This is a genomic window from Pandoraea captiosa (assembly GCF_902459775.1).
In the GTDB taxonomy this organism is placed as follows: domain Bacteria; phylum Pseudomonadota; class Gammaproteobacteria; order Burkholderiales; family Burkholderiaceae; genus Pandoraea; species Pandoraea captiosa.
Genome location: NZ_CABPSQ010000013.1, coordinates 52374 through 67962, shown reverse-complemented (window position 1 = coordinate 67962; position 15589 = coordinate 52374). Strand labels below are relative to the sequence as shown.

The following is a 15589-nucleotide window of genomic DNA, read 5'->3' as shown; positions in this document are numbered from 1 at the left end:
AAGAAACGCGGTGGGGGCACGACGATGCCGTGCCGCCATCGTGTCAATTGTGTCAATTCAGTCCGAAGATCAGCAACAGATTGGTGCCGGTGATCAGGACGAATAGGCACCACGCCATCACCTGCGTCGGGCGCGCGATCGCATTGCCTTTCATCAGGCGCGAGTCGCTGACCGAATGAATGAGCGGCCACATTGCGAACGGCAATTGCAGGCTCAGCAATACCTGACTCCACACGAGCAGCTTGCCTACTGCACCATCGCCGAGCCACAGCACACCGAGCAGCGCAGGCACGAGCGCCAGGCCGCGCGTGATCAGCCGGCGCTGATAGCACGGAATCCTGGTGTGCAGAAAGCCGTCCATGATCACCTGTCCTGCAATGGTGCCGGTGAGTGTGGAGCTTTGCCCGGAGGCGAGCAGCGCGAGGCCGAACATGAATGCCGCGGCGCCTCCCGCAATCGGCGTAATCAACTGATATGCCTGTTCGATATCGGTGACGTTGGTCTGCCCGCTGGCGTGAAAGACCGAACCGGCCAGAATCAGAATTGCCGCATTCACACACATGGCGATCAGCAGCGATCCCCAGGTATCGATACGCACCAATGCGAGCGTGTCGCGTATGTCGCCCCGTTTGCCGCCGACCACGCGCCGGGTTTGTACCACGGACGAATGCAGATACAGGTTGTGCGGCATGATCGTCGCACCCACGATGCCCAGCGCCAGCACGATGGCGTCGCGCCGATCATGACCGGGGGCGCCGGGTACCAGACCGGCGGCGACGGCATGCCAGTCGGGCGGCACCATGGCCACTTGCGCGACGAAGCAGAACGCCATCGTTCCGATCAGTCCGAAAACGATCGCTTCGATCTGACGAAAACCTTTGCCTTGCAGGCCGAGCACGATCATCGTATCGAGCGCCGTGAGGACGATCCCCCACGTGATCGGCACGCCCAGCAGCAACTTGAACGCCAATGCGCAACCGAGGACCTCGGCGATATCGCACGCGATGATGGAAATTTCAGCGGTGATCCATTGCACCAGACGCCCTGTGCGGCCGTAGCGTTCGTAGCTGGCCTGGGCGAGATCGCGCCCGGCGACCAGTCCCAGCCGGGCCGCGAGCATTTGAAGAAAGATGGCCGCGAGGCTCGATAGCGCCACGACCCACAGCAACGAATAGCCGAATTGCGAACCGGCCTGAATGTCCGTCGCCCAGTTGCCGGGGTCCATGTAGCCGATGGCGACGAGCAGGCCGGGGCCGGCGAAGCGTTTGAGTTTGACCCAGCGCGATTGGCGCGCGTCGATGACGATGCTGCCCTTGACCTCCGAGGGGCAGAAGGGGGCGGTGGCGGTAGTCGGGAGCGGCATGAGGGGAGGCTTTCGTGCAATGTCGCTCACGTTAGCCGGGCAGGCGTTTGCCCGCAAGCGGGATCGACATGATCGTCAGGCCATTGAAAGGCCGTCAATACGCCATGAACTGCTATACTGTACATTCATACAGTATTCGAGCGCTTGATTCTCCAGATGGCTCTGCCGCTTTCCTCTCTGCCTGCCGGGTTATGGCGTGCCAGCGAACTGGCACATTGCCATCGCGCGGGCCATGCCACCGGTTTTGCGGAACTCGACGCCGAGCTGCCCGGCGCCGGGTGGCCGCATGGTGCGGTGACGGAGTTGCTGAGCGAGCATCCGGGAATCGGAGAGTGGCGTTTGCTTGCACCGGCACTGCGGGCGCTGACCCAGGCGGGCAAGCCGGTGATGGTGATCGGCCCGCCCATGTTGCCGTATGCCCCGGCGCTGGCGGGCTGGGGTATCGATCTGCGCTGGCTCAGCGTGGTGATGCGGCCGGTATCTGCGGCATCGTCCAGACGCCAGCGCGGCATGAGTACGCGCGGCGCCGGGGGCTTCAGACGTGAAGAGATGGGAGGGATGGGGCGCATGGGGAGCAAGCGCGGCATAAGGGTCGAAGACCGCGACATGCTGTGGTGCGCCGAGCAGGCGCTCAAGAGTGCTTGCTGCGGTGCGGTGCTGTCATGGTTGCCGTCCGCTACGCCCGAGCAACTTCGGCGTCTTCAGGTGGCCGCTGGGGGGAGTGAAACGCTGACCTGGGTGATGCGCCCTGCGGCGGCAGTGGCGACCGCCTCGGCAGCGCCGCTGCGATTGGGGCTGACGGTCGGCGAGGGAAGCCGGCTCGGCGTGCAGTTTCACAAGCGTCGCGGTCCCCCTCGTCTCGATCCGCTCTGGTTGACGTTGCCGGCGCCCTATACGCGCGCATCACACCCGGCGGCGGGAACCCGGGATGACGCCACACCGTTGCATACCCGGCCGGATCCCGCTCCTTCGCCCGTGCCGTCCTCGGTGTCTTTCATTTCTGCTTCCGGAGTCTCGCATGGCCTGCTGGATCGCCCTGCATCTGCCATCTCTGGCGCTTGAGTTGGCATCTCCCCCTGTGCGGACGGACGGGCAAGCCGAGGCCTCGCCGGACACGACGGTGGTGCTGGCGCAGTCGCGTGTCTGGCAAGCGAGCGAGACGGCGCAGGCAGCCGGGGTGCAGTCGGGTATGCGCCGCGGTGGTGTGCTGGCACTGTTGCCGCAGGCGCGGTTTCATGACCGTGACGAAGCCGCCGAGACGCAGGCGCTGGAAGCCCTCGCGCTGGCGTTGCTGCGCTTCGGCCCCGATGTGGCGATCGTCGCGCCGCATTGTGTGGTGATCGATGTGGCGCCGAGTTTGCGATTGTTCGGCGGTCTGGCCTCGCTGGCGGTGCAGGTGCTGGAGAGTGCCGAGGCGCTGGGGCACCGGGCTTCGCTTGGCATCGCGGCCACAGCCAGTGCCGCAGCATTGCTCGCCCGCGCATCGGCTGACTCTCCCGAGCGCTTGTTGCCGCCCCCGTTGGCGGCATTGCCCGAGCAACTCGATTCGCTGTCCGTCGCGTTGTTGCCCGAGGCCGGGCCGTGGCTCGACTGGCTTGCCCAGATCGGTTGTGCGACGTTGGGCGAATTGCGGGCGCTGCCCTCGGCAGGCGTGAGACGCCGGTGTGGCAGCGAACTGCCTGCCTCGCTTGCCCGAGCCTATGGCGAGACGCCGGAGGCGCCGACGTGGTATCGCGCGCCGCCGTATTTCGAGGCGGTGCTGCCGTTACCGTCGCTCACTCATGACGTCGACGTGCTGCTTTTCGGCTTGCGTCGTCTGCTGGCGCAATTGACGGGATGGCTCACCGCCGGGCAACTGGCAACGCGTGCCCTGACGCTGATACTCGAACACGAACCGCTCGGCCGGGAAACCCTGGCGCCGACGCACTTCGACATCCGGTTGTCCGAGCCGAGTGCGGCACCGGCGCATTTGCTGTCGTTGTGCAAGGAGCGGCTCGCCCGTTCCCCGCTGGTCGCGCCAGTGCTGACGCTGCGACTCGACGTGACGCAGACGGCGCCTTACGTCCCGCAAAGCGGTTCGTTGCTGCCCGAGCCGGGGCGTGAGCGGCAGGATTTCGTGCAGTTGATGGAGCGCATAGCGGCGCGCCTGGGAGACGAGCACGTGCGACGGTTGCAAGTGCGAGGCGATCATCGCCCCGAGGCGGCGTTCGTTAGCGTGCCATATGGGGTAAATACGGGACGAAATTCGGACGGAAGTACGGGAAGAAGTACGGGCGGAAATGCTGGCGGAAATGCGGGCGGACGTGGCGCAGGTCATGCGACTCAAGGGGCGGCATCGGGGATGAACCGTCATCTCCCGGAGACTGCAAACACTTTGCCACCGCGCCCGGCATGGTTGCTCGATGCACCGCAGCGATTGCGCGTGCAACAGGAGCGCCCATGGCGACAGGGGCCGTTGCAACTGGTGAGCGGTCCCGAGCGTATCGAGGCGGGGTGGTGGGAGCCGGGTACGGTCACGCGCGACTACTTCATAGCTGCCGATACGTCGGGGGCATTGCTGTGGGTGTTTCGGGAGCGTCCCGTGAAAGGGGCCGATGCCGCGTGGTATCTGCATGGTCTGTTCGGTTGAGGCCAGCAGAAGCTGATGAAGCAGATTGAAGCAGATTGAAGCCGGTGGAATGGCTGTCCGATGAATTTCGACGATTTCTTCTCATGGCAAGGACCCGCCGAAGGGCTGGTCGCCAACGACGACGGCATCGATACGCCCGGTGCGGATCCGTCTCGCCTGCGCGGTGAGGATGACGGCAGTCTGCCCGCGTATGCCGAGTTGCATTGCCTGTCGAATTTCTCGTTTCAGCGGGGGGCGTCGCACCCGGAAGAATTGGTCGCGCGGGCGGTTCATCTGGGATACACGGCGTTGGCGATCACCGACGAGTGTTCGCTGGCCGGCGTCGTCCGCGCGCTGGCGGAAGTGGCCAAACCCGAGCACAAGCACATGGCTTTGATCGTGGGCAGCGAGTTTCGTCTGACCCCTGAAGGGACCTCGTCGCCATTACCGGTGACCCCGGACGGTCGATCATCGAACCCGCCTTCGTCTCATTCCTCCCAGTCTCATTCTCCCCAGTTTCATCCTTCCCGGTCTCAGCCATCGCTGCTGCATCCGTCACTTCCACCACAGCAGCCGTCTCGCACCCCGCTGCCCGGCGTCGACGCTACGGCATCCAACCACAGCCACTACCGTGATCAGGGCGATCAGCGCGATCATGGCGATCGCGGCGATTTCATGGATCCGACCGATCGCGAGGCGCTCGATGCACTGGGCACGGTGCATCTGGTCGCGCTTGCCCAGCACCGTGAAGGCTACGGTAATTTGTCGGAGATGATTACGCTCGGGCGTATGCGGGGGCCGAACCGCAGTTATCGTCTGCATGCGAGAGACTTCTGCGCACCGACCGGGGCACAGGCCCATCTGCGCGGTTTGCGAGGGTGTCTGATGATTCTCGTGCCCGATCCCGGCGCGAGCCACGAGCGCACGCTGGCCCAGACTCGGTGGGCGGCGCGCACCTTTGGCGAGGGACGCGTCTGGCTGGCACTGGAGCGTCACCATCGTGCCGATGACGATGCCCATCTGGCGCGGCTGCGCGCAATCTCTCACGAATGCGGTGTACCGCTCGTCGCCACAGGTCACGTGCTCATGCATGTGCGCTCGCGCAAACCGTTGCAGGACACGCTCACGGCGATCGGCCTGGGTAAGCCGGTGCAGGCATGCGGACTGGCGCTCACCGCCAATGCCGAGCAGCATTTGCGCCCCCGCCTGCGGCTTTCGTGGCTTTATCCGAAAGCGGCGCTGGCCGAGACGATCGCGATTGCGTCGCGATGCCATTTCGACTTGCGCACGCTGCGCTACGAGTATCCGGAGGAACTGGTGCCGGCCGGGTTCACACCGGAATCGTATCTGCATCAGGAAGTCTGGAAGGGGGCGCGACGCCGTTATCCGAACGGTGTGCCGGAGAAAGTGGTGAAGCTGCTGGAAACGGAACTGAAGCTCATTGGGGAGCTTGAATACGAACCGTATTTCCTGACCGTCTACGACATTGTGAGCTTCGCCCGCAGTCAAAATATCCTGTGCCAGGGGCGCGGCTCAGCCGCGAACTCGGCCGTGTGCTATTGCCTGGGCATCACGGCGGTGAACCCCGATGAAGCGCAAGTGCTGTTCGGTCGTTTTCTGTCGAAGGAACGCAAGGAACCGCCGGATATCGACGTCGACTTCGAGCACCAGAAACGCGAGATCGTCATCCAGTACATCTACAGGAAGTACGGCAACGATCGGGCGGCGCTGGCCGCAACGGTCATCAGTTACCGCATGCGCAGTGCGGTGCGCGACACCGGGCGTGCATTGGGCATCGATCTGTCCATCGTCGAGCAGGTCGCGCAGAGTCAACAGTGGTGGGACGGTAAAGAGAATCTGCTCGCACGCATGGCGGCGCAGGGACTCTCGCCGGATGCGCCGCTCACACGTCTGTGGGCCGATCTGGTCGCACGACTGATCGGCTTTCCCCGGCATCTGTCGCAGCACGTCGGCGGCTTCGTGATCTCGCGCGACAAGCTCTCACGTCTCGTGCCGATTGCGCCGGCGGCGATGGAAGATCGCTATGTCATTCAGTGGGACAAGGACGATATCGAGACGCTCAAGTTGCTCAAGGTCGATGTACTTGCGCTTGGCATGCTGAGTGCGTTGCGGCGCACGCTCGATCTGTTGGGCGAATGGCGGGGGGCGCCGATCGAGCTGGCCGACATTCCACGTGACGACCCGGCGACTTACGGCATGATTCGCCGCGCCGATACGGTGGGCGTTTTCCAGATCGAATCGCGTGCGCAGATGAGCATGCTGCCGCGTTTGAAGCCCACGAAGTTTTATGACCTTGTGGTGCAGGTGGCGATTGTGCGGCCCGGGCCGATTCAGGGGGGCATGGTGCATCCGTATCTGAAGCGGCGAAAGCATCCGAGGTTGGTCGACTACCCTTGCGAGGCGATCAAACCGGCGCTGGAGCGCACACTGGGCGTGCCGATCTTTCAGGAGCAGGTCATGCAGATCGCGATGATCGCGGCCGACTTCACCGCAGGAGATGCCGACGAATTGCGTCGCTCGATGGCCGCATGGAAACGCAAGGGCGGTCTCGAAAAATTCCAGACGCGCATCGTCGACGGGATGCTCAGGAACGGCTATCCGCGGGAGTTTGCCGAGGCGATCTGCCGACAGATCGAGGGGTTTGGCGAGTACGGCTTTCCCGAGAGTCATGCGGCGAGCTTTGCGTCGCTCGCCTATGCGAGTGCGTGGCTCAAGTGCCATGCGCCCGAGATGTTCCTGTGCGGATTGCTCAACAGTTTGCCGATGGGGTTCTATTCGGCCTCGCAACTGGTGCAGGATGCGCGGCGGCATCGCGTCGAAGTGCGCGCGGTGGATGTGTGCGTGAGCGATGTGGAGTCGCGTCCCGAGGCGAGAGTCGACCGATATGGGAATGCACGTCGGCCGGCGGTGCGACTGGGGTTGTCGCTGGTCAAAGGGTTGTCGGACGCGGGCGCGAAAGCGATCGAGGCGGCGCGCAGGCAACGCCCCTTCACCGATATCGACGATCTGACGGCGCGCGCTATGTTATCGCGCCGGGATCTCGATGCACTGGCCGCGGCGGATGCGCTATCGGCATTGCTGGGCGGACGACGTCAGGCGCGTTGGACCGTGGCGGCCTGGCAGCCGCCTACGCCGTTGCTGGGGGCAACGGTCCTGCGCGACGCCGCGCCGGGCAGTGCCGACGAGCAGGTCGCGCTGCCGCCGATGCCCGAGGGGCAGGACATCGTGGCCGACTATGCGAGTACGGGACTGACGTTAAGACGTCATCCGTTGCTGCTGCTGCGAGAGAAGTTGACAAAGATGCGTGTGCGCACGGCGAAGGAATTGCAATCCGACGGCGTGCACGGGCGACGCGTGCGCACGGTGGGTATCGTGACGGGACGCCAGCGTCCGGGGACGGCCAACGGCACGGTCTTCGTGTCGCTGGAAGACGAGACGGGCGTGATCAACGTGATCGTCTGGCCCGATCTGGTCGAAGCGCAGCGCAAGGAATTGCTGGCGTCGTCGCTGCTGGGCGTGGAGGGCGTGTGGCAGCGCGAGGAACGCGTCACCCATCTGGTCGCGCATCGCCTGATCGACCTCTCGTCGATGCTCGGCGAACTCACGATTTCAAGCCGGAACTTTCATTAACCGGCTCCCCGGGGGAAATGACTTGCCTGTGCCGGGCCGATTATTGAAAGTGACTGTCCGGCGTCGCGAGAACGATGAGGGCATCGGTCGGGGCGATGACAGGACCGGTGTGTCTCCTGTTCGATTGCCGCCGACGATGGTTTCCTCTACGAACCCGGAGCGCATCATGCCAATCCACTCGCCCTCGCCATCCTCCGTCTCCTCCCATCATTGCCCGATTCCGCCGGCGCCATCCGCATTGACGCAGGAAAGCGCGCGAACGACACGGTGTGACGTGTCGACGACGACGCGACTTCGGTCGATGCCTGCCACGGCGACGCCGCCTAGCGCGTTACGCGAGGACGTGGCATCCATCGCCACACGCGTCGACACCATCGACGCCAGACTCGACGATCTGCCACGGGAAATCTTCTCGTCTCTGGCTCTCCCGGACGACATGCGGCCGAGAAACCTTCTGGTCGGTGTCTCTCTCGATGAAGGAAGCGCGGACCGGGAAGCGGACCCGCCGCAGCGACAGTACCGCGTGATCGGCTCGGTCGGACAAATCGTCGCCGACATCCTGATCGGCGCCGGACATTCGCAGTGGCCGAACGACAATGACAGAAACAGCGACAGAAGCAACGACAGACCGTGGATTTGCCTCACGCCTCATCAGGACCCGGCGACGTTCACGTCGGCGACGCCATTGATCGACGCGGCGCTCGCCTGGGCACGCGTCGGGTTGCCGGAGGATCATGGCCGCGAAACCGCGGCGTCGCTCGCCGAAGCGGTGCTCGAACAACCGGACACGCTGCAAACGGTCGCGACCTGGAATGCCGACGTCCTTGCCTCTCGCATCGACAAGGAGATTGACACGACGCTTCCCGCCAAGCGCCTGATCGCCAACCTCATGCGCGCCGTGTGCGAGCATCCCACCACGCAGAATCGTGTCGATCACAGAGGCAACAAGCTTTTCACGTACACCGTGGAGATCGGGGTTCGCCTCGACGGCACCCAACGTATTGAACGGCTGACGGTGCCCGGGATGGTGCTCGTCTCAACCGCCGTGATGGGAGCCGACGACCGGAATAGAAAATCCGCGGTGTTGTACTGCGCCGGCATGCAGGATTCGTTCAAGGCGAGGGCGTTCGGCAGCATGGAAAAATCACTGGCCGAATTCGAGACGCGGGCGCGGGCCGCGTCGCTTTTGGCATTTCCTGCCTCGACGTCGTCGCTAGAAGAGATGTTGCCGTTCTATTTGCGATTGATGGTCCCCGACTTCTCTGATGCCACCGATCAGGTCGCGTACGCCAATCTGGTCGCCCATGACGGCGACATATTTCAGGCGATGGGGCGCGCGGCCGCCAAAACCATCGGTCGTGGCGCGATGGCATCGGCGCCACGGGACTTCGCCTCGGAAACCGTACTGCGTCGCCTTTGGCGCGAATGGCTCGGCGGCTCCCATGTCGAGCGCCCGGTGCATGGGGCCCAGACGCCTGTCGTCGACACGCTGGGCGGCCATGCCGGGATCGTCGCTCAGCGCGTCTAATGCGCCGCGTCGGCCTGTTTCCCTGCTTCCTGGGCCAGCGCGCTCGCTTCCGCTTCGCTGCGCAGACCGTTGAAGTGCGCGTTGAGCAATACCGCGCTGATCGACGCCAGCAGAATGCCGCTGTGGAAGAACGGCGCCAGTGCATGCGGCAGCTTCATGAAGAACTTGTCCGATGCCACCGGAATCATCCCCACACCAATGCTGATCGCGATGATGTACAGGTTGTAACGGTTCTTCGAAAGATCCACCGTCGAGAGAATCTTGATGCCGGTAGCCGTCACCATGCCGAACATCACGATGCCCGCACCGCCCAGTACGAACTGCGGCACCGACGCCACGACGTGCGCGACCTTCGGAAACAACCCGAGCACGATCAGAATGACACCGCCCATCGCACAGACCCAACGGCTCTTCACGCCGGTCACGCCGACCAACCCCACGTTTTGCGAAAACGAGGTGTACGGGAACGTGTTGAAAATGCCGCCGATCAACGTGCCCAGGCCATCGACGCGCAAGCCGCGCACCAACGTCTTCTGATCGACCGGCCGACCCACGATGTCGCCCACGGCGAGGAACATGCCGGTCGACTCGATGAACGTCACGAGCATGACCAGCGTCATCGTGGCGATGGCAATCGGGTCGAAGCGCGGCACGCCGAAATGGAACGGCATGACGAAGCCGAACCACGGCGCCTCCGATACCCCGGCAAAGGACACCTTGCCCAACACGATCGCGACGATCGTGCCGAACAGAATACCCAGCAGCACCGCAATGTTGGCGAAGAATCCCCGCACGTATTTGGTGATGAACAGAATGCACAGCAGGACCGCAAACGACACACCCAGATACAGCGGGTTGCCGTAGTCGGGATTGCCGAACCCACCCGCCGCCCAATTGATGCCAACGCCCATCAGCGAGATGCCGATCACCGTGATGACGGTGCCCGTGACCACCGGCGGGAATAGCCGCAGCAGCTTGCCGATGAAGGGGGCGATCAGAATGCCGATGATGCCGGCGGCAATCGTCGCTCCATAAATGTCGAGCAGGCCGAGATCCGGATTGGTGCCGATGGCGATCATCGGGGTGACGGCGGTAAACGTCACGCCCATCATGATCGGCAGACGCAAGCCGAAAATCCAGAGGCCGAGGGTCTGAATCAGGGTGGCGATACCGCAGGCGAAAAGGTCCGCGTTGATGAGAAACGCGATCTGATCGACCGACATCTTGAGCGCGCCGCCAATGATCAGCGGTACCGCCACCGCGCCCGCATACATCACCAGCACGTGTTGCAATCCCAGCGTGAACAACTTGGGCAGCGGCAGGCGTTCGTCGACCGGATGCACCGGTGCTGCAGCAGATGGCGTCATGTCTTCTCCTGATCCGTCCGTACGATTTGATTGACTAGGTGTGATTCACAAGGTGGAACCGAGCGTAAATTTTTTATCGGAGGCCAGCGAGTCGTGTCAAAAAACACGCGAACGTGCCGAGGGCGGCGCATGACCCGCTATCGACGCGCAGTCATGGAGAAAAACTTCGGTCTGGCGACATGGTACGCCTGAGCAACGGCGTGACGGAAAACGCAGGAAAGCCTTATGCCGTATGGGAGACAGGGCGTCGGCAGCGGCGGATTCTTCCGGCGCATCGCCGGTCGGGTGCGTTCGAATCATCCAGTACGCGCGGGGCATTGCCTGATGACCGCACGGCAACATACTGGATTCGCAATACTAAAGATTGCGTTTGGCATATGAAACCCGGCGACATCGCCCGACGCCATGGCGCGGCGCAAACAGAAACGCCCGTCGACGACAGTCGGACGGGCGTCAGCCAGAGCCTCGTTCGAGGCGTGATGGCGCGTGGCTATCTCAATGCACGCTCACCGCATGCCGGTCGTCCCCGACGGCTTGCGGGCCAGCGAATCGCTCGTGTTGCCCGTGGCGGCATTTTGCTGCGCCGCGCTCTCGAGCTTGCTGGAGATTTCGTCCCCCATGTAATGCAGGAACTCCATTTCCTTCGGACCGATGCCCCCTGCGCACAACGCACCGCCCCAGTCGCCGTACAGCAGCGCCACGGTCTGGTTGCGCTGGCGCACCGGCAGCAGGAAAAACGACTTCACGTTCGAGAAGTGCTGACGGTGCCACAGCGGAATACGCGGCACGATGCGCGGCTCGCGGGCGTTGTCGATCAGGATCGCGCGACCGTTGGTCAGAGCCAGGTGAAAGACGTCCGGTTCGAACGCTTCGGGGAAGGTGAGACCCAGCAGGGGTTGCACGTCGCGCCCGATGCCGAATCGCATCTCGAAGCACTTGCCCGCCGGCGAGCGCACGAAGGCTGCGCAGTTGACGAAACCCAACGATTGCAGGATCGCTTCGAGCGTCAGGTTGAGCAGGCCGACGGCGTCGGTCTCGCTGGTCGCGGCGCGCACTTCCGAGAGCCCGTCGGCCAAGCGTCGCGCCGAATCCAGCGGCTTGCCTGCCGGCGGCTGACGCGTATTCGATGCGCCGGTGCCGATCGCGATGAATTCCTGATGGCTCGTGTCGCGCGCCATTTCCTCGCCGACGGATACCACCTCGCTGATGTCCAGCGCCAGGCGGTCGGCATAACGCTCGGCAAGCTCCGCGAGACGGCCGGGATCCGCGCCGCGAGTGAGTTCCATGACCATCTCGTTGGACATGTTCGCCACGGCGCACAGCCAGTCGGCATGCGACAACGGGGCGTCGCCCTCCAGATCGATCGGGCGCATGCTGGTCGCAATCGATTCCGGCAACCCCCACTTGCGCGCCGCTGCTTCGGCCAGTTCCGGGAACGAGATGCCCAGCACCTGTTCGCAGGCATCGCTGTCGCTAATACCTTGCGCCACCGCGATTCCCTGAATCTGCACCCATTCGTCGGGGAAGCAGTAGGTCACCAGCAAGCGCGCGACATGATGCAGCAACGTGCAAACGACGGCTTCCTCACCGTCGCGAATGCCATTCTTCGACGTGATGTCGCGCGCGAAGGCGCCGGCCAGCGTGGCGCGGGCGAGCTCGCGCGCCATGTCGTCGCGTCGCGCGGCCACTTCACCGAAGCCTTCGAGCAGCTTCAGGCTCAATGCCAGGTGACCGATCGTATCGACACCGAGAATCATGATCGCGCGCGAGACCGTCGTCACGTTGCAGCCGAACGGCGCATACATGGCGGAGTTGGCCAGACGAATGACCTTTTGGGTGAGCGCGAAATCGGAGAGCACCGAAGACGCCAGATCGGCGGTGCTGGTGTTCTCGCTCTGCATGGCGGACACGATGCCCGTGACCGAGCGTTGCAGCGACGGAAAGTCGCCGCGCTCGGCCATGCGCTGCCACATCAATTCGAGCGTTTTTTCTTTGGTAAGACTCATGGTAGCTGGCGGGATTGTCCGGTCAGTGGCCGGTATCCACGTTGAGACGCCCGCTCGCAAAGGCCGCCTCCAGTTCTCCCGCAGGCAAGGCCTTGGACACCAGCCAGCCCTGGATGGAATGGCAGCCGCGATCGATCAGCATCTGCCGTTGTTCTTCCGTCTCGACCCCTTCGGCGACCGACGACAGGCCCAGCTCGCGCGCCAGACCCAGCACGGCGGTCACGATCGTACGGTCGTTCGGTGACGTCGGCATGTCCTTGACGAAGCTGCGGTCGATCTTGAGTGCAGAGAGCGGGAAGCGCTTGAGGTATCCCAGACTCGAATAGCCCGCGCCGAAGTCGTCGACGGCGAAACGCACGCCCAGCGTTTGCAACTCGCGCAGCACCAGATTGGCCTGCTCCGGGTCGCGCATGAGCACGCTTTCCGTGATTTCGAGCACCAGCCGGTGACCTTCTACGCCGGAGTCGGCAATGGCCTGCCACACGAGGCTCGGGAAAGACGGATGGTGAAACTGCTGTGCCGAGACATTGACCGACATGTACAGGCCGTCGAGCCGGGTGCGATCCCAGCGCGCGAGCTGCATGCAGGCAGCGCGCAGCGCCCAGCCGCCCAGCAGGTTGATCAGACCGTTGGCTTCGGCCAGCGGAATGAACTCGGCCGGCGAGACGGGACCGAGCGCCGGATGCCAGCGCATCAGTGCCTCGACACCCTTCACGTTCAGCGAAATCGGGTCGCAGATCGGCTGGTAGTGCAGGCTGAATTCACCGTTGTGAATCGCCTCGAACATTGCCGATTCCAGCGAAAACGCCTTGCGATGCAGGTCGCCCAGATCGTCCGTGTAGACGAACAGACCGTTGCGGCCGCGATCCTTGGCGCAATACATGGCAGCATCGGCATGCTTGATCAGCAGGCCGGCGGAGTCGCCGTGCTGCGGATAGAACGAAACGCCGATGCTCGTCGTGAGGTGCAGCAACTGGTCGCCGACCTGAAACGGCTGCTGCACTGCCGAGAGCAGTCGCTTCATGATGCCGCCGAGCGCCTGTTCGTTGTCGCAGCCGGGCAGCACCAGAACAAACTCGTCGCCGCCCATGCGTGCGGCCATGTCCGTCTCGCGAATCTGGGCGATCAGGCGCTGACCGGCGTCGCGCAGCAACTGGTCGCCCACGTCGTGGCCAAGTGAGTCGTTGACTTTCTTGAAGCCGTCCAGATCGAGCAGCGCAACGGCAAAGTTCGGGCCGCCTTCACGCGCGTGCTGGATCGTCTCGACGATGCATTGCTGAATATATTGACGATTGCCCAGACCGGTCACCGCGTCGCGCACGGCGAGATCGGACAGGCGCGCTTCGTTTTCCTTGAACGCGGTGATGTCTTCGCCGTGCACGATGAACGTGGCGCCCGCGCCGGAAGCCCCGCCGACGCGCGGGGTGTATTGGGCAATGCGCAGCCGCATCCAGACCCGGTCGGTCAGTCCGCGCAGCAGGCGAACGGTGCACTGCTGGGGACCGAGGGTCTGCGCGGCGGAAAAGGCATCTTGCAGCAGGGGAACGTCTTCAATGCCGGTCAGCTCGAAGAGCGTCGCGTGATCGATGTACTCGCGCGAGTATTCGAGCAGGCGCAGGGAAGCTTCGGCAATGAAAAGGAAACGGCCATCGGCTGCAACGTGTGCCGATAGTCCGCCGGTCAGCTCGACCAGCGCCCGGGATAGCGCCGGGGCCGGCGCCGCGGCATTCGCCTCGGCGATTGCCGATGCCAGGGTCGAAGGCTCGACCAAAGGCACACCGGCTGGGAGTCGATCTGAACTCATTGTTGTTGTCTGTGCATGCATCACGTCGAGCGCGCTGCCGCTCATGTGCTTCCCCGTTCAGGCAAACGCGCTCATGGCCGGACCTTGGTCCGGCAGGTGTCCGATGGATTGTGGGCCATTATAGCTAAAGACGCCAGCGATTTTGGTGACCTCAACTCCCCGTTTCACGCCGCTTTCCGCCGGATTTTCCGTGTTGGATTTTTTCCTACAAGGCAATCGGGAATATTTCCGGCACGGCCGGTGGCGTCCGACCGTCGTTCGGTCGAGATCGTCCGCCGGAACACCTCCATGCCACCGGTATTTCCACCGGTGCGATCCACTTGCGTGCGCCAGTCTACCCAAGCGCGAGCCACTTGAGGGCACTGCAATCGTGGATTTTTGTCATTGCGATGCAACATCGCAACAGCGGCGCGAACGCAGTATCGGAGGGCGGGCTTGCGATTCGCGGCGGGTGAGAGTCAAACCCGGAAATTGAGAATGTGCCGACGGCGAGCGCTGTTCCCGATCGGCACATCGGATACATCAGGCGTGGGCGGGCGCCTCGTGCGCGAGGGACCAGTCGATGCAGGCGCGGGCGAGCGCGGCGGAGGCATCCAGACCGAAACGTCCGAGCGGGGTTTCGCAAGTGGCCAGCGCTACCGGGATTTCGGTGCAGCCGAGAATGACGCGTTGCGCGCCGGCGGCAAGCAGTTGCTCCATCGCCATGGCAAGCGCGTCGCCGCCACGGCGAATCTCACCAGCCTTGGTCAGGCGAATGCCTTCGTTCACCAGCGTCTGATGCGCAAGCGGTTCGCTCGCCGAGACGAATCGGTAGCCGAGCGCTTCCAGTCGGGGCCGGTAGACATTTGCGTGATGCGTGCCTTCGGTGGCCATCAGGCCGATGGGCGCACCGGGCGGCACGCATCGGGATAACTCGCCCGCAACGGCTTCCACGACGTCCAGTACCGGCAGCCGGGTGCGACGCCGCAGCGCATCGAGCCAGGCGTGAGCGGTATTGCAGGCGATGGCGATGCAGCCGACGCCGGACTGCTCCAGGGCATGCACGCCGTCGAGCATGCCGTCGAGCGGCGAAGCGCCGTCGCGCAGCAGGGCTTCGGTCCGGTCGGGAATCTGCGGCACCGAATACAGGATGAACGGGATGTGATCCTGATCGCGGTTGGCCGGGTGCTGATCGACGATCTTGCGGCAAAGGTCGATACCGGCGGCGGGACCCATGCCGCCGAGGATACCGAGCGTGGCGTGCGAATTCATGGTGATGGCAA

9 protein-coding genes are annotated in these 15589 nt (G+C 63.8%); 4 read left to right on the top strand and 5 right to left on the bottom strand.

Translation table 11 applies throughout. From position 1 onward, the window contains the following. Positions 1-52: 52 nt before the first annotated feature. Positions 53-1363: an Nramp family divalent metal transporter gene (locus tag PCA31118_RS23015; protein WP_150627302.1), complete on the bottom strand. Its 1311-nt coding sequence runs from the start codon at positions 1361-1363 to the stop codon at positions 53-55. A gap of 156 nt (positions 1364-1519) precedes the next feature. Here PCA31118_RS23015 and PCA31118_RS27110 point away from each other — a divergent pair, with 156 nt between their 5' ends. The 4 genes from PCA31118_RS27110 to PCA31118_RS23000 all read left to right on the top strand — a co-directional run bounded on the left by PCA31118_RS27110 (position 1520) and on the right by PCA31118_RS23000 (position 9150). Next, positions 1520-2425, top strand: coding sequence for a damage-inducible protein (locus PCA31118_RS27110; protein ID WP_174990574.1), 906 nt, complete (start codon positions 1520-1522; stop codon positions 2423-2425). Beyond that, positions 2382-3992 (top strand): Y-family DNA polymerase, encoded by a 1611-nt coding sequence (locus PCA31118_RS23010; protein WP_174990573.1) that lies wholly within the window; start codon positions 2382-2384, stop codon positions 3990-3992. Before PCA31118_RS27110 ends, PCA31118_RS23010 begins: the two co-directional genes overlap by 44 nt. A gap of 180 nt (positions 3993-4172) precedes the next feature. Continuing rightward, positions 4173-7622 carry an error-prone DNA polymerase gene (locus PCA31118_RS23005; RefSeq protein ID WP_425495394.1) on the top strand — a complete coding sequence of 1150 codons (3450 nt, stop codon included), beginning with the start codon at positions 4173-4175 and terminating at the stop codon, positions 7620-7622. Positions 7623-7965: 343 nt separating this feature from the next. Then, complete coding sequence (locus PCA31118_RS23000; protein WP_150627299.1) at positions 7966-9150, top strand: hypothetical protein; 1185 nt, start codon at positions 7966-7968, stop codon at positions 9148-9150. Here PCA31118_RS23000 and PCA31118_RS22995 read toward each other — a convergent pair. The 4 genes from PCA31118_RS22995 to cuyB all read right to left on the bottom strand — a co-directional run bounded on the left by PCA31118_RS22995 (position 9147) and on the right by cuyB (position 15578). Next, positions 9147-10517: a nucleobase:cation symporter-2 family protein gene (locus tag PCA31118_RS22995; protein ID WP_150627298.1), complete on the bottom strand. Its 1371-nt coding sequence runs from the start codon at positions 10515-10517 to the stop codon at positions 9147-9149. The two genes, PCA31118_RS23000 and PCA31118_RS22995, sit on opposite strands and share 4 nt — an antisense overlap. Positions 10518-11023: 506 nt before the next feature. After that, positions 11024-12523, bottom strand: coding sequence for an HDOD domain-containing protein (locus PCA31118_RS22990; RefSeq protein ID WP_150627297.1), 1500 nt, complete (start codon positions 12521-12523; stop codon positions 11024-11026). A gap of 22 nt (positions 12524-12545) precedes the next feature. After that, positions 12546-14327, bottom strand: a complete 1782-nt coding sequence (locus tag PCA31118_RS22985) for a putative bifunctional diguanylate cyclase/phosphodiesterase (RefSeq protein ID WP_150627296.1) — start codon at positions 14325-14327, stop codon at positions 12546-12548. A 522-nt stretch (positions 14328-14849) separates the two neighbouring features. Next, positions 14850-15578, bottom strand: a complete 729-nt coding sequence (cuyB, locus tag PCA31118_RS22980) for a cysteate racemase (protein ID WP_150627295.1) — start codon at positions 15576-15578, stop codon at positions 14850-14852. Positions 15579-15589 lie beyond the last annotated feature (11 nt).